This is a genomic window from Cohnella nanjingensis, assembly GCF_014212125.1.
Classification (GTDB): domain Bacteria; phylum Bacillota; class Bacilli; order Paenibacillales; family Paenibacillaceae; genus Cohnella; species Cohnella nanjingensis.
Map to the genome: position 1 here is coordinate 235431 of NZ_JACJVP010000041.1, position 26012 is coordinate 261442.

General features: G+C 51.6%; 20 protein-coding genes. 2 read left to right on the forward strand and 18 right to left on the reverse strand.

Translation table 11 applies throughout. From position 1 onward, the window contains the following. Positions 1–80 precede the first annotated feature (80 nt). The 17 genes from H7C19_RS24340 to H7C19_RS34435 form a co-directional block, all read right to left on the reverse strand. The gene (locus H7C19_RS24340) at positions 81–1697 is read right to left on the reverse strand and encodes an extracellular solute-binding protein (RefSeq protein ID WP_185671665.1); all 1617 of its coding nucleotides are present in this window, start codon (positions 1695–1697) and stop codon (positions 81–83) included. A 42-nt stretch (positions 1698–1739) separates the two neighbouring features. Further along, the gene (locus H7C19_RS24345) at positions 1740–2627 is read right to left on the reverse strand and encodes a carbohydrate ABC transporter permease (RefSeq protein ID WP_185671666.1); all 888 of its coding nucleotides are present in this window, start codon (positions 2625–2627) and stop codon (positions 1740–1742) included. Between the two features lie 23 nt (positions 2628–2650). Continuing rightward, on the reverse strand, positions 2651–3598 hold the full coding sequence (locus tag H7C19_RS24350; protein WP_185671667.1) for an ABC transporter permease: 948 nt from the start codon (positions 3596–3598) through the stop codon (positions 2651–2653). Between the two features lie 46 nt (positions 3599–3644). Beyond that, on the reverse strand, positions 3645–5783 hold the full coding sequence (locus tag H7C19_RS24355; RefSeq protein ID WP_185671668.1) for a TIM-barrel domain-containing protein: 2139 nt from the start codon (positions 5781–5783) through the stop codon (positions 3645–3647). Positions 5784–5909: 126 nt separating this feature from the next. Next, complete coding sequence (locus H7C19_RS35535) at positions 5910–7634, reverse strand: cache domain-containing sensor histidine kinase (RefSeq protein ID WP_185671669.1); 1725 nt, start codon at positions 7632–7634, stop codon at positions 5910–5912. Further along, positions 7631–9184, reverse strand: a complete 1554-nt coding sequence (locus H7C19_RS24365; RefSeq protein WP_185671670.1) for a response regulator transcription factor — start codon at positions 9182–9184, stop codon at positions 7631–7633. The genes H7C19_RS35535 and H7C19_RS24365 overlap by 4 nt, the downstream gene beginning before the upstream one ends. 273 nt (positions 9185–9457) lie before the next feature. Beyond that, a complete protein-coding gene (locus tag H7C19_RS24370) occupies positions 9458–10543 on the reverse strand; it encodes an SIS domain-containing protein (RefSeq protein WP_185671699.1) in 1086 nt (361 codons plus the stop codon). Positions 10544–10626: 83 nt separating this feature from the next. Beyond that, on the reverse strand, positions 10627–13026 hold the full coding sequence (locus tag H7C19_RS24375; protein WP_185671671.1) for a glycoside hydrolase family 9 protein: 2400 nt from the start codon (positions 13024–13026) through the stop codon (positions 10627–10629). 19 nt (positions 13027–13045) lie between these two features. Further along, positions 13046–14002, reverse strand: a complete 957-nt coding sequence (locus tag H7C19_RS24380; RefSeq protein ID WP_185671672.1) for an ROK family protein — start codon at positions 14000–14002, stop codon at positions 13046–13048. Between the two features lie 73 nt (positions 14003–14075). Next, complete coding sequence (locus tag H7C19_RS24385) at positions 14076–14486, reverse strand: VOC family protein (protein ID WP_185671673.1); 411 nt, start codon at positions 14484–14486, stop codon at positions 14076–14078. Between the two features lie 52 nt (positions 14487–14538). Next, entirely contained in the window at positions 14539–15525 is a 987-nt protein-coding gene (locus H7C19_RS35540) for a zinc-binding dehydrogenase (RefSeq protein ID WP_185671674.1), read from the reverse strand. A 28-nt stretch (positions 15526–15553) separates the two neighbouring features. Beyond that, complete coding sequence (locus H7C19_RS24395) at positions 15554–16360, reverse strand: sugar phosphate isomerase/epimerase family protein (RefSeq protein ID WP_221469453.1); 807 nt, start codon at positions 16358–16360, stop codon at positions 15554–15556. A 49-nt stretch (positions 16361–16409) separates the two neighbouring features. Then, positions 16410–17051, reverse strand: a complete 642-nt coding sequence (locus H7C19_RS24400; protein ID WP_185671676.1) for a ThuA domain-containing protein — start codon at positions 17049–17051, stop codon at positions 16410–16412. 109 nt (positions 17052–17160) lie between these two features. After that, the gene (locus tag H7C19_RS24405) at positions 17161–18711 is read right to left on the reverse strand and encodes a DUF3502 domain-containing protein (RefSeq protein ID WP_185671677.1); all 1551 of its coding nucleotides are present in this window, start codon (positions 18709–18711) and stop codon (positions 17161–17163) included. Between the two features lie 108 nt (positions 18712–18819). Beyond that, positions 18820–19704 (reverse strand): carbohydrate ABC transporter permease, encoded by an 885-nt coding sequence (locus H7C19_RS24410; RefSeq protein WP_246469716.1) that lies wholly within the window; start codon positions 19702–19704, stop codon positions 18820–18822. 19 nt (positions 19705–19723) lie between these two features. Then, a complete protein-coding gene (locus tag H7C19_RS24415; RefSeq protein WP_185671701.1) occupies positions 19724–20659 on the reverse strand; it encodes an ABC transporter permease in 936 nt (311 codons plus the stop codon). A gap of 316 nt (positions 20660–20975) precedes the next feature. Beyond that, positions 20976–21125, reverse strand: coding sequence for a hypothetical protein (locus tag H7C19_RS34435; protein ID WP_221469454.1), 150 nt, complete (start codon positions 21123–21125; stop codon positions 20976–20978). A gap of 90 nt (positions 21126–21215) precedes the next feature. Here H7C19_RS34435 and H7C19_RS24420 point away from each other — a divergent pair, with 90 nt between their 5' ends. Both H7C19_RS24420 and H7C19_RS24425 read left to right on the forward strand, forming a co-directional pair. Then, the gene (locus H7C19_RS24420) at positions 21216–22298 is read left to right on the forward strand and encodes a LacI family DNA-binding transcriptional regulator (RefSeq protein ID WP_185671678.1); all 1083 of its coding nucleotides are present in this window, start codon (positions 21216–21218) and stop codon (positions 22296–22298) included. 42 nt (positions 22299–22340) lie between these two features. Next, positions 22341–23111, forward strand: a complete 771-nt coding sequence (locus tag H7C19_RS24425) for a ThuA domain-containing protein (protein WP_185671679.1) — start codon at positions 22341–22343, stop codon at positions 23109–23111. Between the two features lie 79 nt (positions 23112–23190). Here the strand turns inward: H7C19_RS24425 and H7C19_RS24430 are convergent, their stop codons facing one another. After that, positions 23191–25980, reverse strand: a complete 2790-nt coding sequence (locus H7C19_RS24430; RefSeq protein ID WP_313731995.1) for an S-layer homology domain-containing protein — start codon at positions 25978–25980, stop codon at positions 23191–23193. Positions 25981–26012: the final 32 nt, after the last annotated feature.

The following is a 26012-nucleotide window of genomic DNA, read 5'->3' on the forward strand; positions in this document are numbered from 1 at the left end:
ATAGCTCCGCTTCCGCTCCGTGGCGAATCCGTCTCCCGTCCGCAAACAACGCCGACGGGAGAGCGGATCGGTTTTTCTTTCTATTCTTTGAATACCTCTTCGTACTTCTGCTGCGCTTCGGCCATCACTTTGTCGCCGCCTATTTGCTTCCACTCTTCCACATATTTGTCGAATTCGTCGACCGAGCGTTTGCCGGTAATAAAGTCGACCAGGTTTTTCTTCGTAAACTGATCCAGTCTGTCCTTGTATTCGTTAAATACCGGCCGCTCGATCGGATTTAGCAAGTTGTATTTGCCCGTGCCTTTGGATTCCGCCTCCTTGCGAAGCTCCCTATATTTGCTCTTCGTCATATACGGCATCAGCAGATCGTAATCGTTAAACGATCCCGGGAGCTGGACGAACCCCGCTCCGTATTTGATCCGTTCCTCTTCTTTATCGTAAGGAGGGATCCACTCGATGTCGCCGTTATTCTTCTTGAACGTCTTCCCCTCTTCGCCGTAATTGATTTTCTCGTATAGGTCCAGATCGAAGCTCGTCGCTTCGAAGATTTGGATGTACTTGATCATCTTGTCCCGGTCCACCTGCTTGGAGAACAACAGCCCGGAATTCAGTACCGGATTGGACTGATCGGCGCCAAAATCTCCGCCCGGCCCTTTAGGACCGCCGATCGTAGCCCACTTCGCATTCGGGTTGTTCGCGATTAGCTTGTCATAGTACAAGCCGCCGAAGAAAGCTTCGGCAGGGGTGAATTTCCACCAGTAATTGGTGACCACGCCCACCTTCTCGGAAATGACTTTATCGTCGACATTATTGCCTTTATTGATGACGAATTCCGGATCGATCAAACCTTCCTTATACCATTTGTTCAGAAGCGCGAGCGCCTCCTTGGCCCCCGGTTCAATCTCGCCGAGCACCGCTTTCCCATCCTTCTCGGTGAAGATACCCGGATACACGCCATAGGCGCCGAATATGGGACTGAAGAAGTCCTCGATATAATCGGTCTTGCCCGTCATGCCGTACGTATCCTTCTTGCCGTTGCCGTCCGGATCGTCATTCCGGAATTTCACCATGGCGGCTTCAAGCTCCTCCAGCGTTTCCGGAACTTTATCGATTCCGACTTTGTTCAACCAGTCTTGGCGTATGCCGACGACCGTCGCCTTCGAGCCGAGCGTCCATACGGATGGCATCGCATAGTTTTTGCCGTTTCTCATCGTGTAGCGGAACGGGTCGTCGCCAAGCTCTTTCTTGATCCATTTCATATAGTTGGGCGCATACTCCTCCAGCAGTTCGGGCGGAATTTCCGCTAGCACCCCTTGATCGACCAGTTTGTCGTATTCCTTGAAGTCCAGATCGGAGAACCAATCCGGCGCATTGCCGGAGGTGATGCTGAGCTGCAGCTTCTGCACATACGTTTCATTGTTTCTAGGAAGAATTTCGATATCGACGTTGTACTGATCCTCTACCGCTTGAACCGCATGGCTGGCTGGGACTACCTTCTCCGGAGATTGCGACCAGAACTGCAGTTTCATTCGTTCCTTCGGCGCCTTCTCTGCCGGGCTGCCTGAAGCCGTCGGCTCCGCGGCCGCCGAGCCGTTCGGCGTAGGGCTTCCATTCTTGCTGCCCGAGCATCCTGCGATAACGGCAATGAGGAGCAAGGAGATCAGCGCCTGGGAAGCCTTTCGATTTCTTGATTTCAATGTTGACACCCTCTCTATCATGAATGTTCTATTAGAAGGGGGTTACCCTTTAACAGCGCCTAGCATAATTCCCTTCACGAAATGCTTTTGAACGAAGGGATAAGCGATGAGCATCGGAATGAGCGAGAACATGATGATGGTCGCCTGCAGCTGTCTGCCGGAAAACTTCGAACCCTGTCCCGCCCGGTAGAGGACGGCATTGAGATCATCCACGTTGTTCTCGACGATAATTTTGCGAAGCACGATTTGCAGCACTTGCTTGCTTGCATCCGAAGTGTAGATCATGCTGTCGAACCAGGCATTCCAATGGTAGACGGCAACCCAAAGAGAGACGGTCGCGAGCACGGGCTTCGATAGCGGGATGATGATTTTCCAGAAGATTCTCAGGTACCCTGCTCCATCCATCTTGGCAGATTCCTCAAGACTCTCCGGGATGGACCGGAAGAAGTTTCTCATGATGAACACGTTGAATCCGCCGATCATCCCCGGAATCACAAGCGCCCAGATCGTATCGTACAACCCTACATTCTTGATCAGGAAATAATTCGGGATCAGTCCGCCGTTAAACAGCATCGTCACGAGAATGAGCGTAGTGAACAGCTTGTTGCAAGGCAGCCCTCTCTTGGACAACGGATACGCTGTCAGCGATGTGAAAATCAGGCTTAACGCAACGCCTAGGACCGTACGCAAAATCGTGTTGCCGTAGCCGATCCAAAGCGGTTTGTATTGAAAGACCAGACCGTAGCTGTCAAACGAAAGGTCGGACGGAAAGATTCGCACGCCTGTCGCATAAGCGGACGAATCGCCGCTGATCGAGAGGACAACCTGACTCCAGAAAGGGTATACGGTAATGAACATAATAATAATGAACAGCGCGTATAGAAAGAGATCGAACGTTTTCTCGCCGGCCGTTTTTCGAATCGGATTCATTACAATTCCTCCTGCGCGAACGACTACCACAAGGTGTGATCTTTGCCGCCGACCCATTTGACGATATAGTTGGTGGAGACGACCAGCACAACCGCAACGGCGGATTTGAACAGTCCGATAGCCGTCGAATAGCTGTATTGCATCTCCGTTAACCCTTTCCGGTAAACGTAAGTATCGATAATGTCGGATACATGGAATACGTTCGGATTATACAAGTTGAAGATCTGATCGAAGCCGGCATCGAGAATATGGGACATCTTCAGAATCAGCATAATGACGATGACGGGAGAGAGCATCGGAATCGTGATATGCACGGCGCGTTTGAACCGGCTGGCCCCGTCGATAATGGACGCTTCGTACAATTGATGGTCGATGCTCGCGATGGCGGCAAAGAAAATGATCGAATTCCAACCGAACGACTGGAAGACATCCGTTACGACCAGCACGCTGCGGAAGTATCGGTCGTCGCCCAGCATCAAGACCGGATCGACGCCGAATAATCCCAGCAGCCCGTTCACCGGACCGTCGATGGCAAAAATGCTGATGACAATGCCGCCAAGCACGACCCAGGAGAAGAAATACGGCAAATACGAAATCGTTTGCACGATTTTCTTGAATCGAACCCGAGTCACTTCGTTCAGCAGCAGCGCGAACAGGATCGGCGCCGGAAATCCGAAAAGCAGCTTGTAAAAGCTGATTAGCAGCGTATTGCGGATGACGACATAAAATTGCGGATCGTCAAACGCTTTCAAGAAATATTTGAAGCCGACCCAATCGCTGCCCCAAATCCCTTCCGTAATTTTAAAATCCTTGAAGGCGATCACGACGCCATACATCGGCAGATAGTGAAAGAGAATAAAATAAATCAAACCTGGAATCAGCATCAACAGCAGCGTGCGATATTCGTTTCGTTTTCGGTACCGTTGCGCCGGCTCCGTCTTTCCGCGAATGTGCGGTATGCTCCCGTCCATTCTCCTCTCCTCCTTCTCCTGTAACTCCTGCGCCGTCGTTCTCCGGTCAATCGTCCATCGTCAGGCGCGTTTGAGCGAAATGCCATCTGAAGGATTCGTAGCCGGAGGCTTTCGGGTCGGGGTGCCCGGATACGCTTCCGGCGAACGTGCCGTCGTCCCGCTTCCGTACTTCGAGCGTTCTCCATGCGCAATCACCCTGCTCGTAATCGAATGTCTCGCCGTCATCCTCGTAAAGCAGGAATCGGCCGGGAGACTCGCCAAAGTGGTAAATATCGAGCGGAACCCGCTCGCCCGCTCTCGGCACGGCGGGAAGCGCAGGCATCAGAGGCAGAACGGCTCCATCCCGGACGAATACGGGAATGCGGTCAAGCGATGCCTGAATATGGATCGCTTGTCCTCCCGTCCACCGTTCGCCCGTCTCAAGCCCGTACCAGACCCCTTCCGGCAGATAGACTTTGCGTGACGTTTCGCCGGCGAACATAGGAGCCACCAGCAACGAGCCGCCGATCATATACTGATCGTCCCATAGATCTCCGCCCGAACGTCCGTATGCCCCTTCCGCCGTATCGGGCACCGTACCTCCTCTTCCTTCCGTATTCTTCCGCCGCGCCGGACCCCGATCCGGAATGAGCGGCATCGCCAGAAAGGGAGGCGTACCTTCGGCATCATATTGCGCAAAAACCGAATACAAGTAAGGAATAAGACGCATTCTCAGCTTGATGTAACGGCGGACGATCGGCTCCGCCTCCGGATAGGACCAGGGCTTCGTCCCGTCCCCCCAGGCGTTGAGCATCGCAAGCGGAGAGAAGCAGACTGTCTGCATCCGTCTGACCCAATCTTCGGCATTCGCGGCCGACCGCACTTCCGGTGTCCATAACAGCCCGGAGAAGGAAGAATTGCACAACGCGCGAACGAATTGCCGGTGGTCATACAGATCCGAGTACAGCACATAGGGGAGCGGAGCGGCACCCGCGTTCGATGCCCTGACCAATCCGTACGTCCGCCGATTCCTTCTGCGAAACAATCCGCTCGTCAACTGCTGCAGCAGCAGGCCGTAAAGCTGTCGCATCTGTTCCCCGTCATACCCTGACGGAAACCTTGCGTGCGCGGGAAACATCCATGAATGTCCCGTAAGCTCGCTGCCGTCGCACTCATCCAGCTTATAGCCGGCTATGCCGATATCGGCGTGTTTCCTTTCATGCAGCCCGCTATACCAATCCTGCACTTCGGGCAGCGAATAATCCGGCGCCGCTCCTCCCCAAACCGAGTAATTGCCCGACAATCCGGCCACATCCTCGTAGCCTTCGGCTTCGGGAGACACATAAGGATGTTCCCACAAGTTGACGCGGAACCCCATCTTCTCCATCGTCTTCATGAATTCAGCCGGATTGGGAAAGCGCTCCGGCGACCAATCGAAGGTGACCGGGTAGCTCTTGCTGTGCCAGCCCGGCTCCAGTCCGATGACATCGCACGGAATGCCGCGTTCGCGAAACTCGAGCGCTTCGCGAATGACATCGGAGCTGTCGTATCCGGTCGGAACACGGTGCCAGAACCCGAGCCCCCATCTTGGCGGAAGCGTGCCGCCTCCGGAGAACAGATTATAGCGGCGCACGACATCCAACATCGTCTCTCCCGCAAATAGCACGATCTCCGCGCCTTCCATAGGAAGCAGGATTTCGATCTTTCCGGAATCCGGCGTAGCCTTCCAATGGCTATCCGAGTTTCTGTCCCGAGCTTCGCCTTCGCTTCGTTCGCCCCGCCGCACGGTTGAGCCGCAATGAACGGTCACGATGCGGGCCGTGTTGATCAGCAGACCGTATCCCCGATCCGTCACATAGAAGGGCACCGGCGCATGCGATTCCCCCGTATCCTGCTTCGGATCGCTGTTCACGCGCAAATACCGGGTTCTTCCCCGATGGTTCATCTTCATGAATTGCAAGCCGAAGCCGTACACCTGCTCATGCTGCGTGAGGGGGATCCGCAGCATCCACCCGCCCGATGTCCGCTCCGTTTCGATTTCCTCCAAAGAAAAAGGCAGCTCCGCCGTATTCATCCGCTCCAATGCCGTCAACTTCGGCTTCATGCCGGTGACGGAAAGCGGATTCAACTCGGGGGGGCTGCCTAGCTTCGCGCTCCAAATACCGGACGCTTGTTTGCGCCACGTCAAGCCTTGTGCGTTGTCCATTCGCTTATGCTCCTAGCCGTCTGGTATGGTCCCTGCCCCTCCTTTACAATAACAGCCGGCATCCGATCCGTAATCGCAAAATTTCTTTCAAATATATCAGTTTTCTATCCAACTGCCCGCGCCGCGCTACATCGCGTCCGTCGTTCGTTGGCGATTATATGGGGGAAATAAAATGCTCATACGGGTCCCTATTCCCGGCTCCGATTGAATCGTAATGCCGTACCGTTCCCCAAAAAACAGGCGAATGCGCTCATGAACATTTTTCAGCCCGTAGCCGGTCGAATGATTGGACAGCAGACGTTCCTTCAATTCAGGCTCGATACCCGGACCGTTATCCTCGATGACGATAACGACTTGATCTCCGTCCAACGTTCCGCTGATCGTCAGAATGCCTCGTCCGTCGGTCTTCAGGTCAATGCCGTGATCGATCGCATTCTCTACGATCGGCTGCAGCATCAGATTGAGCATATCATATTCATAAAGCCGTTCGTCTATCGAATAAACGACATCGAAGTTATGGTCGTGCATGATCAGTTGAATATTGAGATAGGAGCGGATATTGTCGATTTCGTTGCGGATGGGAATCACGTTGGATCCTTTGTTTAACGCCGTCCGGTAAAACCGGGATAACGACGTCGCGATACGTCCGATGTCGTCCGCTCCGAGCTGAACCGCTTTCCAGTAGATGATCGACAGCGTATTGTACAGGAAATGGGGGTTGATTTGCGATTGGAGCGCCTTCAATTCCGCTTCCTTTTGAATGATCTTATTCTGGTACATCTCCCGGATCAGCTCATTGATTCGATTGAGCATTTGGCCGAACAGGTTCGTCAGCTGTCCGATCTCATCCTTCGCCGAACTGTGCACCACGACCGTCAAATCCCCCTCCCCCGCCTGCGTCATTTTTCGGTTCAGGTGGCGAATGGGCTTGATCATCGTATGCGAGAAAATCCATACCAGCGCCAGAACGATCGCCAGGCAGATCAGAATAACGACGAACGTCGCTCGCACGATGGAACCGGGATCTGCGGCTAGCCGATCGATAGGAACATAACAATACAAAGTCCAGCCCGGAAACGGAATCGGCTTCCGAACGACGATATAAGAGACGTCATGCACCTTGACGATCCCATCCGTCAGCTTGACGGCCTCTTCGGGGCGAAGCGGTCCCTCCTCGTCCGCGGCATTCCGATTGGCATACAAGACGCTCTTCCGGTCATCGGATATGACAATCCCGTATTGGTCCAGGTTGCTTTTCCCGATTTCATCGAGCACCTGTCTTTTATCCAGCTTGATATAGAGCACGGCGGTATTCTTGTTTACGTACATAGCCGGAAAGGCTCTCGCGGCTAGGATGGCTTGCGGGGTGAAAGACCACGCCGTATGATTCGAAGCGGTCGCGTCTCCGAACCACCCTTCCGACCGAACTTGCTCCATATTTCTCATGTAATTCCCGAATTCCGGCATTCCTTGCGAATAGACCGTCATCTGTTCGATCTCTTTGTTCAAATAAAGAACGGTATTGAAATTAGGCTCCAGAACGTTTCGTACGTCCTCGGACATGACGGTCAAGTCCGTGTACTGGTTGCTGAAGATCTTATGAAACCCCGTATTGGATACGACCGATTGGACGATTCCGTCATACCACTCCAGCTTGGCATTCAACCTTTCCGCCATCGTACCGACCGTTTCGCGGAGCCCTTGCTCCGCCTGTTTGCGCAGAAACAGCTTGGACTGGTTAAACGAATACAGTCCCAGCGTCAGCAGAGGCACCAGAATGACGATTAGATAGGAGAGGATCAGTTTTTGCCGAAACGGCAGATTTTTAAACGCGTTCAGCCATCTGTTCACCATCCGTCACCTTCACGGTAAGTAGCCGGCGTCATTCCGTAATAATTTCTGAAAATGGAGCAGAAATAGGAGAAATTCGAATATCCTACCTCGTTTGAGATGTCAACGATTTTCATATTCGTTTGACGGAGCAGCGCGCATGCTTTCTCTAGCCGGTATGCGGTCAAATATTTTACGATGCTTGTGCCGGTCTCTTTCTTGAACAATCGGCTCAAATAATTGGGAGAGAGATATACCTTTTCCGCCAAAATTTCAATCCCAAGATCCTGCCTATATTCTTGGTGAATGAACCGCAACGTTTCTTCGATCGCCTTTCTGGCCAAATCCTTATCGACCGGCGTCTCTTCCTCCGCCGCTCCCATTACGATCTCTCTCAACCGTTCCACGTGTTCGGCTTTGAAGATCCGCTCCGCCGCCTGCTGGAATCGGGTCTTATCCGCCTGATCCCTCTTAGCGTACAGCAGATTGACTATTTCGACGCAGATGTACCTGACATAAATGGAGGATAATCTCGGGTTGCGCTGCAAATCCAGAAACAGCTTCTCGATTCGGGAAGCGACCATGCTCTTGTCCCCTCCTCTCAACGCCCCCGATATATCCTGCAGCGACTGGTTCAGCCTCGGCGAGAAGTCCTCCCCCGTCTCTTCTTCGGCCTGCGCGCCCGTAAAAAATATGGCGGGTTCCTTTATGAAAAACCGGGTTTCCATCGCCTGTTCCATCTCTTCGTAGACTGTCGCGATTTGATCCAAACGGTCGATCCTGGCGCTAAAGACAATACTCAGCTTTGCGCCGGTTTGAGCTTCCAGCCTCATCTGTATCTGTTTGCCGAAATCCTCTAGTTGACGTTCGGAGTCGGATGCGGGATCCGGCTTGATAAATAGTACGCTTTGGTACTCGTTCATATTGATATAGTCGAAAGGCCATGGCGCGCTGTCACGCACCATTCGCTCCATTTGCTCGCCCGCCGCGTCGAAAACCTTCCCTTCGGTTTGGAACATCGCCATTCGGAAGGACGCCGCCTCTCCACGAGACCAGCCGACTTCTTCAAGCCTCGTAAAAGCGCTTTCAGAACCGCCCGAACCGTACATCAAATCGAGCAGCAGCTTCTCTTTCTCGTATTTGACGCCTTTTTGATGAAGCTCCCGAAGCTTTGCCCGCTCGACCTCGGAAGCTCGATCTTCTTCGCAAAGCCGGATAACCCGGTTAATCACGTCTAGAAACTCATCCGGTTCGACCGGTTTCAGGATATAGTGAGCAATCTGGAGCGGCAACGCCCGTTGGGCGTAATCGAATTCTCCATATGCGCTTAAGATGACAATCTTGATTGAGCGATCGCTTTCTCTGACTTTGGCAGCTAGCTGAAGCCCGTCCATGAACGGCATTTTAATGTCGGTGATCAGAATGTCTATCTTCTCGGTCTGCAAGACGGAGAGCGCTTTTTTCCCGTTTTCGGCTTCCGTCACATGGAAGGGCAGCCCGTATTTTCGAATATAATATCGGATACCTTCCCTTTCGATTTTCTCATCGTCCACAATCAGAATGTTATACATCCTGCCCGCCCTCCCTCGGCCATCGAGAAAAAACTCCGTCAATCTTCTGTCAAAAGTATCAGTGAAAAGTTCCGATTAGTCAATCTTATCGTTTCGACGATAAGGGGGTAATCGGTAGAGCATATCTTCGAACTGGGCATGTTCTAGTGAGAAGCAGAGAAGCCAGCGGAGTATCCGCTGGCTTCTGTTTCTTAGTTCAACCATGATAGACAACAGCCGTTTGTGCTGCGCCTCATGCACGAACGGAGCTGCGCACGCCGGTCTGTTCCGCTCTTATGCGTAGTCTCCCGGCTGTGTCTTGCTCTTCATAGCTACCCCGAAGTCGGTATAAATCCGCTGGGTCAAATCGATTCCTCTTGCTCCCGCAATATGATGAGCCAAAATCTGGAATGGAATAATCATCATGAACGGAGCCATGAACTCGTCCAGCTTCACCTCCAGACCAATCGTACGGTCATTCTCCGCTTTACCTAACGTGACGGTATAGGTGTAATTCGTAATTCGGCTCTCGTACGCAATCAGCAGCTCCATCCGCTCCTTGACCGGACTTTCTGTTTCAACGAAGAAAATACGGTGCTCCGGATTGACCTCCAGATACGGTCCATGCATGAAGGCCTCCAGATCGATCCCCTGCGACGGCATGCGAACCGTTTCTGAAAATTTCGTTTCAAATTCCTTCACCGTTCCGACGGTAGGGCCGTAACCAACAGCGGAAAATCTGGGCGCGCTCGCCAAATTTTCCTTGTGCTGCTCGAAGAACGCCTCCGTTTTGGCGATCGTTTGCGGTATAGCAGCTACCGCAGCGCGGAATTGATCGAGATGGGCCTGCTCCTCCTGTTCCGTCAGCGTTTTTTTCGCTACTGCCGTCTTAAGGCCGGCGAGCATCAGCGTCAATACTGTAGCGATAAACCCTTTGGTCACGTAGCCGACTCTTTCCTTGCCGCAGCCGATATCAAGCGTCAGATCAACCGCTTCGGAAATGGCCGTCGTCACATCGCTCGTGAAGGCGACCGTTTGGAGGCCTGTTTGCTCGCGAATCCGATTCAGGGCGCCGATCGTCGAAGTGCTCTGGCCGCTTTGCGAAATGCCGATGACCAGATCGCAGTGCGGACTGATTTTATCGTAATGCGTGAAATTGAACGGTTCTTTGACGTCAATACGCACATCCGCCACTTTCTCGATATAATATTTGGCGCTTAGCGCGGCATTGATACTTGAACCGGTCGCCAAAATAAGCCATTCCGTCTTATGGCCCGCCGCCAGCTCCGCGAAGGCATCCACATTGCCCGGGTAGCTGCCGAGAATGCCTTCCGTTACCGCCTGCTCTTCTTGAATATAGGTCATCATTGTCGGTTTCATCGATTCTTCCTCCTCTACATGGCTACCGACAAGACTGACCGGCAGATCGCGCTGCCGGTCAGCCTTGTCGCATGATGGTTTGCTCAAGCCTCGCTCCGCTTGTCGTACGCGTACAAGTCGGAGAGCAGAGACAGCCATTTGCCCGCAAGACCGACCCATACTTCCTTGTAGGTGGCGTTGTTCATTTGCGGCCAGTATGGAATATCCTCGTTCTCGAAGGTTTGTACGCCTACCGGAATTTCGCCTACGATTTCTCCGCTAAGCACACTGTACTGCTGGGCGAAGTTATAGCCTTCGCCATACATCAGCGATTGACCGAACGGATTCTTGCCTACTACCCACTGCAGCTGGCTCTCGGCAATCGAGATCAGCTCCCGATCCTCAAGCAGCAAACCTGCCAGGGACGCGGCCTTGCCTGTAGAAAGGACGATCGCCGTGTTGCCCTTGAACGAGAACCAGACCGGAAACCGCTTCAAGTAATGGTTGTCGTTCAGACGGACACCCTGCCTCAATTGCTCCGTATACAACGCTTTCGCTTCCTCCCCAACCAACAAATGCTGGAGCTCGAAGCTTTCACGGTCCTCATTCTCATCCACATGGTAGATGCCGCTTGATATCATCGGATACGGCGCTGTAAAGGCTGTCAGAAACTTGATATATTCCCCGTAGCTTCGGACGGATTCCATCCAGCCGTCACGCTTGGCATGCTCGGGCTGCGTCTTCAGAATTTCGCTGAAAGCCTGCAAATACACATGCTCCCTGGCCTGGTGGTTGAAATGCTGAATGACCTTCTTCTCCGGCGTCCGGTAAAAGAAGCCGGCTACGGTCTTGCCGTCATCGGTTCGAATGCCGGCAAGCTCTTGCGAATCGATAACATAGTCTAAATATTCGACAGCCTTGATTGCATAGGAAGCCTCGCCTGTCAGCTGGTATTGATGCGATGCCGACCATGAAGCCGTCGCCATGAACAAGCTTTCCGAGCTCATGTAGGTGTGCTCCCAGAAGATAGGCTTCGGCGCAAAGCTTCTGAGCTCGAATTGCTCGACCGCATATTTGAAATCCTGGATCGCACAAGCTGTTAATTTATCCTTCAGTAGATCCCCATCCTCCATGAACATGGCGATCTGCGCTTCGATGCCGGAGAGGATAAAGTTTTCATACGGGTTGTTGTGCACGCGGGCAGTCATATCGTCCATATTGCCCATGATGCCGTCCGACCAGATTCGGATCCCTGCGCTAGTAGCCCGGTAGCCATCGCCGAATCGGGTCTTCAGAATGAAGTCCACCCCCCATTCTCCCTCCTCGACAAGACGAAGGTACAGCGGATAGTTGCGCTCCTTCACCTGATGGGCAATCTCGTAGAGGGCGCATGCCACCTCTGCCGTCTGCACCAGTTGCTGGGATACATCGCCCGCATCATGCCATCCGCCATTGAAAATAATCGTTCCGCCGTTATGCCGGGCGAGAATATCCTCATGGCAGCTGCCGTGAATGCCGTGCACCGGGCAGCCGCAGCGCTCGCAATAGATAAAGTTTATCGATTTCCAGATCGAATCTTCCCATCGGTCCGCCGCGCCGCCAATCTCGAAGGGTTTTGTCAGCAGCTCGCCCACCCGGACGATATACTTCCCTTTCTCCTTAAACGCGGAAAAGTCCACAACGGAGAAGCTGCCGATGGAGGTGCTCGCATGATTAACGGGACCGGTGAACTTCTCCTCTCCCGTCTCAAGCTCGATAACGGTGAAAGACGATGTGTGCCGCTCCGCCAAAATCATCGTTTTAGGTTGCTCCACACTGTAGCCGTTATGGGAAAAAATAATATCCTTGCTTCTTGGCTGCCATCCTTTCGAAATGTTCGGATAGGCTACCTTTTCCAGGAAGACGTTTCGAATGCGAAATGTCATCGTATCGCCGGTCGCACGGTCTTTGCCGTACATATCATAGCAAAACTCAAGCTCGGTAATCCCGTCCCGCGGCAAGTCCGGAATTTCCATCGAGCATACATTCCACTGGCGGTCTTTCAAATTGATGACATTGGAGCCTTCACGGTGATAAATATCGGGAATTTGGATCGTGCCGTCATTTTTTAGGGCTACTTTAATATGCGGGTTCGACATCCCGCTGCAGTTCGGGTAAATTTCGAAGGAAATCCGGTTGAAATGCTCCCAGTTCTCATGATCGAACGTCCGATAGACGCCTACATGCCCGTAAGTGCTGTAATCTCCGTCGCGAGGCGAACCCTCCGGCCATGTATCCATCACAAACGGAGAAGTCAGCTGCAACAGACCGCCTTCAAGCACGCTTGACGCCCCGAGTCCGCGATGCATCCACCGATCGCTCCCCGCGGCCTGATCGAGAATAACTACCCTGTCCAATACTTCCTTCTTCAAGCTGTCCGCTTCCAATGACGCACTCTCGTCCACCTGCAGCGGTCTATGAATCAGATTTGAAAGTTCAAGTTCACGTTCTATTTTCGATGCCATGATTCCGTTATTCCCCCCTCTAGGCTTCCAGCTTGGACATCGTTCGGATTGCCAGCCATGCAGCGCCCTTCAATCCGATAATGGCCTCGTCGATCGCCGTCTTCTTCACGCCGTTCATAACGAAACGCATCGTCTTCTCCTGCAGCCTGGACTGCAGCTTGTCCATAAACCAGCTACCGCTAACAACGCCGCCGCCAAGTACAATCGTGTCCGGATCGGAGAAGCGGACCATATTCATAATCGTTTCCGCTACAGCCTGCAGCGCGGTATCCACAACCTCCGTACAGAGCGGATCACCGTGATCGTAGCCTGCAAAAATCTCTTCGACGCCTACGCGGCCTTCATTCGGGATGACAATGGCCGAATCGGGATAGGACGGCTTCAGCGCGACGATCCGATTGTGCATCCCGAGCCCGGAAGCCAACGGCTCCACGCAACCCTTCCTTCCGCATATGCATTGCACATCGCTGTCATAATCTACCACATGATGCCCAACCTCGCCCGCATTGAAATGCCGGCCGATAATCGGCTCGCCGTTCACTACGCAACGGGCGGCAATCCCCGTACCGATATTCATATAAATAAAATTGTCCGAATAGATGCCGCAGCCCCATTTCTGCTCCGCGAGCGTGGCACAGTAGACATCATTGCCGATTGCGCACGGCATCGCGAACAGCTCGCCGATCTTCCGGGCGAGCTCGATCGGTTGGCTTCTGGAAGGATCAATTTCGAGCCAGATGCCCTCGCTCGTATCGACCCGTCCTACTACGCCGATCCCGATCGCCGCCGCTTCGCGCCGCAGTCCCATATGTTTGATATAATCTCCGAGGGCTGCCGCTAACGTCTCGAATACTTGTTCTTGCGATACTACCGTCGATGCATAAACCTTGCTTCCGAGCACTTCGCCGTCCAGCGAAACCTCCCCGATCAAGATTTTGGTTCCTCCCAAATCAACAGCCAGTACGGACTTCTCCATCGTGGTTCCTCCTGATAGCACTTGCTTTTTTGGCGCAGGAACGGAAGACAAATCAGGGTGCGAAGGCCTGTTTTTAATGGTCATCCTGAATGAACTCGACGAGCTCGCCGCCCGGCGCGCGAACATAGCAGAAGCTCAAGCTGACGATTTCGCCCGAGCGGGCCGGAATATGACTATGGCGCGGAACGCCAAGAGGCGTTGCTCCCGCCGCTACGGCCCGGCGCACCGATTCCTCGATATCCATCGTTCGAACTGCCAGATGCTCCCATATCCCATCGACAAATTCCCTCTTCGTCTCGAAGATTTCCAGGAAATCGCCATCGCCCAGATCCACCAGCACCGCATGATCCTCAGCCCCATCCTTGCCCCATTCCACGACAAAGCGTGCGCCAAGACCTTCTATGTAAAACTTGACTGTACCTTCGATATCCCGTGTCTTTAGGCAAACATGATGGATACCCTGTTTTTTAGTTGTCGTATACATGGTCTCACTCTCTTCCCGGAATTGTGATGAGCTGCCGACGGCAAGCCCGTATTTAAACCGAGCTCCAATCAAAAATAACGCAGGGTTTCGTCAATGTGCCGTCAGCAATTCCCGCATACACTTCTCCGCATGCGCTTGGCGCATAGATATCATAAATGTTCTCTACCTGGATCAGCCCGTCGCGAATCCATTCCATAGCTTTCCTAATGCTCCCATGATTGCTGTTAGGATGGAACTCCGAAGAATGTCGCGGAAGGGACCATTCCCAGCCGGAATTAACCTGGATATATCCATAGAAAATGCTGCGCAGCAAATCATGCGCGAACTTGTCCGTCGAACGGTACCAAGGCACGCCGATCAGATACAGTTCCCCGCCCTTGCGCAGGTTGGCAAGCAAGGAATACACCGCCTCTTCCCTGCCGGAGCAATCCATCGCCAATCCAGCCGTTCCTTTCAGTACCGGCACTTCATCCGGCGAAGCATATACATGGCGCAATCCGCAAGAGCGGGCTGTTGCTCTACGGCCCTCGTTCGGATCAAAGGCATAGACCTCATAGCCGCAATGCTGCATCACTTGCGCGCACATGAGGCCCACAATGCCAAGCCCCGTTACCATAACCGATTCCGTCGGGCGGATTCGGGAATGAATCATGGAGGTCATCGAGACTGCCGGGAATCGGCCAATCACGGCATGCTCCGGTTTCATTCCCGCCGGGACAGGAATGTAATCATTGAATTTGACCCGGCTATATGCCTGATGCGGGGACAATGCAAGCACATGTTCGCCCACTCTCGCATTTGTAACCTCTTCACCCGCCTCAAGCACCTCGAGAATAGCGGCATAGCCAGTCTCTACCGGATACTTCATCCCCCCGGAATAGTCCATATATGCGCCCATCTCCGAGCCATTCGAAATGAGCGATACGATCGTTCGCCCTAAAATTTCATCGGCTGCAAGCGGCGACGGCTCCCAATCGCCCTGCACAAGCGATGCTTGCTGCTTGCCTGTGAATCTGATCGCCTGATTGGTCTGTATCACCGTAACATCTCCCACTGGTTTAGTAACACTAAACTTCTCTGTCTACAGCCGACTGAAGCTGGCCCAGCTGCTCCAGCAGCCCGGCATAACACCGTTCCGCGCCATCAAACTGGGGATACTCAGTCTCCGATTCATGCTCTACAATTAGCCATTCGGTTCCTGAGCGGCTGCATGCCTCAAGAATAGCCGGCCAATCATTGTCATCCATAGCGCTGCCGATGAATGTCTCGTGGCCAAGCTTTCGGGAGAACGGCTTGCAATGCACAAGCTGTACTCTCCCCGGGTGATCTGCAATAGCCTGGGCCGGATCAGCCTCCGCTTCCATGCAATTGCCTGTATCCAGCTCCAGTATGACGCCGGAATGGGTATGTTCGCTAAGAAGCGACCACGGCGTTGACTCGCCAAAATGCGTATGAAATTCATGCGCATGGGTATGGTAGCCAATGCGGAAATTCCGCTCTTCCGCCAGCCTCGCAAGTTCATTGATGCGGACTGCATATTGCACCCACACATCCGCGCAATCCTCGCTCATCTGATGTCCGATTTGCCAAGGCCCGCCCAAGGCCGGGATGATCATATTGGTCGTTCCGGCGCGGGCATGGTAGTCCAGCGTTGCGTCGATCGTATCTGCCTGCAGCAATTTCCATTCCGTATGCCAGCCGCAGTTGACGAGTCCGATTTCCTCCAGCAGATCTTTCATCTTCTCCGGCTCATGAATGAACGGGCCATAGAATTCCACCCCTTCATAGCCGATTGCCTTGACTCTGCGCAGCGTCGACTCCAGATCGCGCTGAAGCTCCTTGTATACCGAATACAATCCTAATGCCACTGACATCGAACCCACTGACATCGAACCCACTGACACATCGCTCCCTCGTTAAGTTCTAGCTCTGGCGAGCAGCCCAGTCCACGCCGTTCTTCATGAGCTGAATCATTTGAGGATGGCCCAACGCCTCCGGATTATGTCCAGGAGTCAGTGCCACTACTTTGCCTGCCCCAACCTGATGCGCCCATCCCCCTGCTGCCGTCACATGTTGGGAAGTGCTGAACAGAATCACATCGGTTCTCGTCGTATCCACTTGACAGTAGTAATGCTCGTCGATCGCAACGAATGGCTCGATGCCCTCGATAATCGGATGCTTGAAGCTAATCGCCGGGTTATTCGTCACCTCCACGTGATGGGGAGAATGCTCGACGAATCGGCCGGAATTCAGCTCCGAATAGAACGGGCTGTCCGGCTCGATGAGGACAAGTCCTGCATGTACGAACATAATGCCCATGCCGTTCCTCACCTTCTGGACAATCTGCCGCTGCTCTTCCGGGGTCATATTGGTCTCCCCTTCAGGACGCCCGTTGGTAAAGAACATGGCCAAATCTACCAATGCCTCGGTCTCTATCAAATCTCTCGCCCGGTCAGTGAGGATCACCTCCCACTGCACCGCATCGAACACCTTTTCCATAACCGGATCAATGACTTCCTTCGGGTGGTTAACATCATCGCGAATAATATAAACGACGTTCTTCATTGGCCTGCACTCCTCGCCATTGCGATGTTTTAAGCTTTCATCTCATCCTATCTTTTTAACCCCGCCCCTTCCCTTACGAGAAAGGACGGGTCTGTTCCTCTATTTTTCTTTACTTTTTGGATGCAAGCCATGCATGGACCTGTTTTTCCACTTCTGCTCTAACCTTATCAAGACCTGCAGCCTTGGCTTTATCCAGATATTTCTGGTATGCCTTATCCACATCGCTGAGAAGACCTGCCTCCAGCGGGTATCCATATTGGCTATTTACATCATTCAGTGCCGTATACTCCGTCTCGAAGCTGCTCTTATCCATGACAAAGCCTTCAAAAATGTCGGGTACGACCTTTTTATTGATCTTTTCCATCATGGTGTCATAATTTACCCAAGCGTCGCTTTTGCGCTTCTTGAAGTTTGCATTTGCAAACATGCCGCTAGGGAAATAGTTGAAGGATGCACCGTCTGCAATGTTTGACGTATCAATCGTTCCATCTGCAGTCAGGTTGTAATTAACGCCCTCTGTACCATAAGTAATGAAATTCCAAAGATCTTCATGCTGCTGTATATAATCCAGAACCATCAGTGCTCGTTCAGGATGCTCGGCATTCGTTGAGATTGCCGCCATATTTTTGGTTGTGGAGCCTTGAAGAACGGAGTCCGGATTTCCTTCAAAATACATAAAATAATTCAATTCCCAGCCCTCGGCGCCATGTTCCTTTTCCACCTGTGTCGCATGGTTGTTATAGCCGGGCAGCTGCTCATTGAAGGATGCCGCCGCTACTCCGTTGAGTACCTGCGTTACGCCCCAGTTCGTGCTGGTAAGCACGCTGGAAGACCAAAAGCCTCGGTCGGCCCAATCCTTCATTTTATACATATATTCTTTGAATTCAGGGGTCTCGATAACACTGAGCACTTGACCGTTTCTGGGGTCATAAACAAAGTTGTAAAGTCTGTCGTGAATTTCATCGATGCCGATATAAGGCGTGGTGTAAATCCAGGAAGTACCATATACCTGACTCTGATAATCATCGCTCGGGATGATTCCCGGCTCATTGTCCTTGATCCCCTGCAGATAGGTCTCGATATCATCCATGGACTTGATTTCAGGCAGATTGTATTTCTTTCTTAGATCCTCTCTGTATACGAAGGCGGGTGCTGTTACTCCTGTTTCCATACCGGGAACACCATAGATCTTCCCTTTGACGGATGCTGCATCCCATGTAGTCTTGGGAATATTCTTCCAAAGATAAGGCGCATACTTCGGCAGCAGATCATCAAGCGGCTTAAATGCGTTCTTTGATGCATAGCTTTGATAATCCAACCAGCCGGGAGCCGCCTGCATCAGGTCATATTTTTCTCCCGAAGCAATGGCCAAAGCATAGTTGTTTTTGTAATCATTGCCTGCTGCATAAGTGAAATCGATAGTCGTATTCAGTTCCTTTTTTAATCTGGCATTGAGCTGATCCCAGTACTGCTTTGCCAGGTCCGTATTATTGGGTGCATCGGAAATCGCATACATTTTCAGCTTCACATAATCCAAATCGCCCGTATACCCTGTGCTTTCCGAACTTTCCGTCGGTGCCTTACCACCGCATGCAGTACTGCCAAGAACCATCGCCGCTACCGACAACCCTACCGTCAGTTTCTTCATGCTTTTTCTCATCTTTCAGTTTCCTCCTCTTTTGATAGGAATCGTTCCCGCTTTTTGACCCTTGCCCCAATTTTCAAAAAGTAGGTTGATATAGTAATTTGCATGACTACCGCTTTGGAATTATCCTTTTACCGCTCCGATGGAGATGCCCTGAACAAAGTACTTCTGCAGGAAAGGATATAGGAAAATAATCGGTCCTGTTGCCACAATCGCGTTCGCCAGCTTCTGCGTCTCTGTCGGCAGAATTTTGCTGGTAAAGTTCTCGGCCCCGACCGACGCGATCTTGGAGGCGGCATTCAGGATGTTGTATAACCGGTATTGTAAAGGCCACAAATCGGCTTTTGTAATATAAAGGGAAGCCAGGTACCAGTCATTCCAGTATGCAAGTGCCAGAAACAAGGCAATGGTGGCCAGGATCGGCTTTGACATCGGCACGACGATTTGCAACAGGGTACGAAACTCCCCTGCTCCTTCCAGCCTTGCAGATTCAACAAGGGCATCCGGAATCGTCTTCATAAAATTACGAATGAGCAAGATATAGAAGGAGCTGCAGATGGACGGAATGATTAACGCCCAGATGCTGTTCTTTAATCCCAGCTTGGTAACTACGATATACCAGGGTACCAAACCGCCGGAAAATAGAGTCGTAAAATAAATAATGAAAGCAATGACATTGCGATATTTTAATTCGCTTCTGGAAATCGCATAACCGCAGAAGGTCATGACCATCAGACCAATGCCGGTTCCCGCACCGGTGACAAAGATACTGACGCCATAGGCTTTGGCAATCTGCATCGGAAACAGGAAAATACTGCGGTAGCCATCCAGCGAAAATCCCCTGGGCAGAATGGAGTAACCGTTTTGCAATATCTGCGCGCTGTCCGAAAAAGAACCGGAAATTACCAGAATAAAGGGGAGTACGCAGACAATAGACACCATTGAAAGAACGATATAGAAAAATAGTTTTAATCCTTTTTCACTGGCGGACATTTTATGGTTATTCATCTTTCTCGACTCTCCTTATTTAGAATAAGGCGTTTTCCGGACTCGTCTTACGTATGATCTTGTTTACGGTGACCACAAGGATAAAGCCGAATACGGACTGGTAAACACCTGCCGCCGTAGAGGTACCCAGATTGAAATTGACTGTCATCGCACGGTATATGTAGGTATCCAGAACATCCGTTGCGCTGAATAACTGTCCGTTTCTCTGAATCAGGTTATAGAACAATTCAAACTGTCCTCTCATGATGCCGCCAAGGTTGAACAGCACCAGCATAATAAATGTTGGCTTTAACATCGGCAGCGTGATGTACCTGATCTCCTTAAATAGGTTACAGCCGTCGATTTTTGCCGCTTCATAAACCTCCCGGTCAAAGCCCGTGATTGCAGCAAGATAAACCACCATGCCAAAGCCGGTACCTTTCCAAAGGAAGAAAAATGTGATGATAAACGGCCATATCCATTGAATCATATACACGCTGATCCCGCTCCCGCCCAAAGCCTTCAGCAGCGAATTGAGTACGCCGTAGTTGCTGTTGAAAATGTTATAGGCAATCGTGCCCACGATCACATAGGACACAAAGTGCGGCAGCAGCATAACAGATTGCGTTACTCTCTTAAAAAGCCGTCCGACAACCGTTGTTATCATGATGGCTAACATACACTGCATGATATTTCCCAGGAGAATGAACACCAGATTGTAAAGGATCGTATTCTTGGTCAAGTAAACGATCGGCGCATCCCATCCGCCGGAAACGAAATACTGAAAATTCTTCAGTCCCACAAACGAACTGTGAAGAATACCCTTGCCAAAGTCATAATCAACAAATGCATAATACACACCCATCATGGGGATATAGCTGAAAATCAGGAAAAAGATCAACGCCGGAAGCGTCATTGCATATAAAGTCCTGTGTCTGAACAGCTCATAGAATACACCACCCTTCTTTTGTTTCATCAGCGGGTTTTGCGCCGTCTTTTTCCTCTCCCTGTCCTTTCGCATCGCAACTTCTCCTTTTACCTCAACGAATTTGAAAGCGGTGCCATATTGAAATAAAAAATAAGAGCAACCTCCATTTCACATTTTTAGGCACTTTACTCTCTAACCTGAACCATTTTGGTACCGGTACCAAAATGAAATAAAAAAATAATAGCACTCTCCATTTATCATTTTTTGGAATTTCTCAATCCTAAATTTACCTTGAAGAGATTTTGGTACCGGTACCAAATTTCCTAAGCTGAACTATAAATTAAACTGTTCATTTTTGTCAACCTCATTTTACCGTAAGTTTTTCATTTTCTGTCTGTTCTCTTTCTTTTGGTATCGGTATCAAAACCATCTCGTCTACGTTGACTTTTAATTTTCCCCATACTACAATTAAGAAAAATACTGGGTTGCTTGTTTTTTCCTGTTTTTTAAGCATATAGTACACTTAATACGACATCTTGGTACCGATTCCAAAAGCATATGTTGGTGTTCCTGTATAGATGTTATAGCAGAGAGGAATTTTTTCATGTCAGATGATCAGAAAAACCTTACCATTTATAAAATCGCAGAGTTGAGCGGGGTGTCTGTCTCCACCATATCCCGCGTTATCAACAACAGTCCTAATGTTTCCGCAAAGACAAAGGCACATGTGACTGACATCATTAACAAATACCACTTTTCGCCAAGCTCCGTGGCACGTGCCATGATCAGCAACCATACCCAGACGCTGGGAGTTATCGTATCGGATATCACAAATCCATACTTTAGCGAGCTGTATCTGGAGATCCAGCGCTACGCAGTAGATTTCGGGTATTCCATCATTTTATGTAACACCTTTTACGGCGGATCCAACCATGGCGTTTCCGATGCCATACCGGAAAACACCTATTTCCAGATGATGCTGGATAAGAAGGTGGATGGCGTATTGATTTTGGGTGGCGAAATCGACCGAGATGAAATTTCCGATTCCTATAAAGAAGCCTTAAACCGTATGGGCAGACAGATTCCGGTCGTCATTCTGGGACAGTCCGTTCCGGACTGCAGCTGCACCTTCTTGAACCGAAATATAAGCGGCGGTATATCTGCCCTGATCCATCATCTGCTGGCGCTGGGTCGCCGCAGGATAGGCTTTGTTGGAGGCGAGGAAGGGATTCGTACTACCACAGCCAGACTGGCTGCCTATACGCAGACGCTGAAGAACCTGGCGATCTCCTTTGACTCTTCCCTGATCTCTTTAAGCAATTATTACGCGCCGGACGGCTATCGAGCCATGGCTAAACTGCTGGAACAACCGGATACGACCCCTACCGCAATTATCTGCATGAACGATGCGGTAGCGCAGGGGGCCATCCGGGCGATAGCAGATAAAGGACTACGCGTACCGGAAGATATCTCTGTTGTCAGCTGCGATCAGTTTCCCTCGGGCGAATATAACTGCCCCCGCCTGACAACGCTGGACCAGCAGAACAGTTACCTGGGACGCATGTCCATCATGACCTTGATAAGCGCTATCAACAATGATTCCGAAGGGATCAACATTTCCCATGAGCCCCATTTAATTATCCGGGAATCTTGCGGTGCCCGTCTGGGTTTTCAATTCGAGCAATAGTACGCTATGCCATCGACCCGAATCGAAAAGGGGATCTTCCCAATGGAACGAAAAATCCTTGTCACCATATTCAACGAGCACAATCAGGACCGCAGCGAGCCCGTAAAATCAATCTATCCCGATGGTATTCATGCTGCTATCGCCCAGGCATTTCATGGCTATGATGATTTTGAGGTGACGATTGCCACTCAGGATATGCCTTCCCATGGACTATCCGAAGAAGTCCTGGCGGCTACCGATGTTCTGATCTGGTGGAGCCACATCGACAATGCCGCCTTTGATGACACAGTCGCAAGCCGGATCTGCTATCATGTCGTCAACCGCGGAATGGGTTTTATCGCCTTGCATTCCTCCATCTTTTCAAAACCCTGGCAGCGAGTGCTTGGTATTTATTATGATGCCGGCCTTTGGGGGCGCTTTCGCACCATGCCCAAGGGTGAAAAGGAAAGAGTCTGGGTCATCAATCCCGGCCATCCCATTACCTATGGCATCAACGAATGCATCGAAATTCCTGCAGATGAAATGTACGGCGAACCTCAGCTGATTCCCGAACCGGATCAGACCGTCTTTCTTTCCTGGTGGGAGGGCGGCGATGTCTGCCGCAGCGGCAACGTTTATTACCGCGGAAGGGGAAAACTGTTCCAGTTCACCCCCGGACATGAGACGTTTCCGATCCTGTATCAGAAGGAAATCCATCAGGTACTGCGCAATGCCGCAAAATGGATGGCACCGAGTCCCGATATGATTATTCCGACAACAGGCGATGGACATCTCTGCGGTGACGCACGCGAAAATCTGAATCACAGACTATAAAAACAAACTAAAACCAAAGACATGGACAAGCCCGCCTGAGTTGATTTTACTCCACTCAAGCGGGCTTTGATGATGACCCTTAGCTATCAATTGATCCTAACGTTTGCAGTGTCCTGATGAATACGACCGCCGCTTGTGCCCGTGTCGTTTCACCCTTCGGACCGAACGTATTCGAGCCTGTGCCTGTCATGATTTGAAGCTTGACCATCAAGCGAATGTCCTCCAGATAGGTCGGGCTCGCGCTTCCGATATCTTTGTAGCCGTCCAAGCTTACAAATTCCTTGGCGACCGGCAGCTTTTGGGCGGCAATCACCGCCGCCAGCAGACTCGCCATTTCCTCGCGGGTCAGCGGCTGATCGGGCTTGAAGCTATTACCTTTTACAAAGCTCAAGAGTCCAAGCTCCTTCGCTTTCACTACCGCGTCGAAGTACCATGCGCCTTGCTTTACATCGTCATAAGGCGCTGCACCGCTGCCGGAAGATGTGCCTCGTCCGAGCGCCTGAACTAGCATAGAAGTAAATTCCGCTCTCGTTACGGGTCTGTCAGGTTCATATAAGCCGCCGCCAACTCCGGAAACAAGCCCTTTCGCCGCGGCAAGCTCGACAAACGGTTTGCCCCAATGCGTTTGCACATCGGCAAAGCTCGCTTCATTTTGCGCCACGACGTATGCGCTGTTGGAATAAGAGCTGATCATCACATACCATGCGCCGTCCATTTGCGCTTTTTTGGCTGGAACAAACTCGAACTTCTTGGCTGATGCGTTATAGCGGAACGCGCCCCATTGCGCCGGCATGCCGGTCATGTTCTTCGGCATCTGAATCGCTCTTGTCAGCGCCTTGCTGAACTTGTCGGCCGTTCCGATGATTTGCCCTGTCCTAGTGTTGATCATATCGATGCGAAAATCTACAATCGCACCCATCACTTTGCCATTTGGCAAGCCGTTTGCAAACGCTTCTTGGATATCTTTGTTACCGGACTTGTCAATTAAGGTCGTCTTGAAGCTGATGTCCTCGGTGTTGAGGTTACTGGCAGCAAGCAAGTCCTTCAGCCCCGGAATGAGCGACGCCAGATTAACCGGCACTGGATAGCTGCCGTAAGGCGCCTTAATTTCAATGAAGAAGGTGGCGTTCTTGCCTTCCAAACGGGTCAAAATACTTGCCGGTATGCTGACGTAGGCTATGCCGTCTTTGTTTGGCGTCACTTCAAGCGTAACGGACGGCTTCGTGGTGTCGAGGTTAGCCGGGTCAATCGGTTCGCCGTTTTTGTCGATGACCGGCTTGGCAACGGTTGGTGCTGGCGCTGGTTCTGACGTTAGCGGCGGTTGGACAACAACCGTCCGTACAACCTCTACCGCCGCATTCCCGGCGAGATCGCTTACGTTATACCGCAACGTATATGTTCCAGCTATGTTCGTATTGACCGTTCCGGTTATCGCTACGGCTCCTGCGAGCCCAACATTATCCGTTGCGTCAGCCCCCTGCTCCGCATATGTGTCGCCCACCGTCAGCGTCACTTTCGAAGGCCCTTTTAACGTAATGACCGGTCTTGTCTTGTCGATGTTGATCGATAGCGGAGCGTTTAACATATTGCCTGCCGTATCCGTCGCCTTGAATACAATCGCTTGTGCCCCTTCTTGACTGAATACAAGAGGCGATTGGTTCACATAAGCTTGTTCCGCTCCGCCATCCGTCGTGTAGGTAATGGAATCAACTCCGCTTGCACTTGACTCGGCGTAGACGCTTGCAGTCACGCTCTGATTCGTCCAAGCTCCGCTCGTATAGGGGGCCCCGTCCTCCAATGTCAGCGCCGGAGTCAATATTAATCCGCTTGTGCTGATTTTTACCGTCCGCTGTTCGATCGTTTCATTCCCGACTGAATCAATCGCTTTAACCACAAGCGAGTAGACATTGTCGCCGGTCAGTTGGATGGGAGAGGAATAGGGGCTCCAGTTCGCTCCTCCATCCAGCGAATACGTAACCGAAGTAACACTTACATCATCCGTCGCCCCTATGCTTACAGAGACAGCTTGATTCGTCCACGTGTTATCCGAATACGCGCTTCCGTCGGCCTTCGTCATTGCGACTGCAACATTCGGCGGTGCAACTTTAATAACCGTAATCGAATAAAGCTTGTCCGGTAATAGATAAGGAGATACCCGAACAGGGATGACGGTTGAAGTCCCTGTCAAGCTTACCGCCGAAGCCGACCCACTCGGTTGCATCTGACCGCCTATGAATAAACTGGCGTTGACAATGTCTGCTAGCTTGGCCGTCACGTTAACGCTGGATACCGAACCCCTAACATAAGTTGTGTAGCTATCGGTACTAGCGTTAAAATTCAAAGCACCGGGATCGATTGTAAGATCGGTCAGATCGGAGCTGCCAGGCACGTTCGTTTGACCATCGAAATTACGTCCCCAAACGACAACGGAGCCGTCTGTTTTGAGCGCCAGGGAATGATCCACTCCCGCTGCGATCGCCGCTACGCCGGACTGCGCTCTCGTTGGCACAGTCGCTTGACCGTTACCATTATTTCCCCATGCGACAACAGAACCGTCTGCTTTGAGCGCCAAGGAATGATACCCTCCCGCTGCGATCGCCACTACGCCGGACTGCGCTCCCGCAGGCACGTTCGTTTGTCCGTAAGCATTATATCCCCATGCGACAACGGAGCCGTCCGATTTGAGCGCCAGGGAATGACCCCCTCCCGCGGCTATCGCCACTACGCCGGACTGCGCTCCCGTTGGCACGGTCGTTTGTCCGTCAACATTATCTCCCCATGCGACAACGAAGCCGTCTGTTTTGAGCGCCAGGGAATGATCCCCTCCCGCGGCTATCGCCACTACGCCGGACTGCGCTCCCGTTGGCACGGTCGTTTGTCCGTAACCATTATATCCCCAAG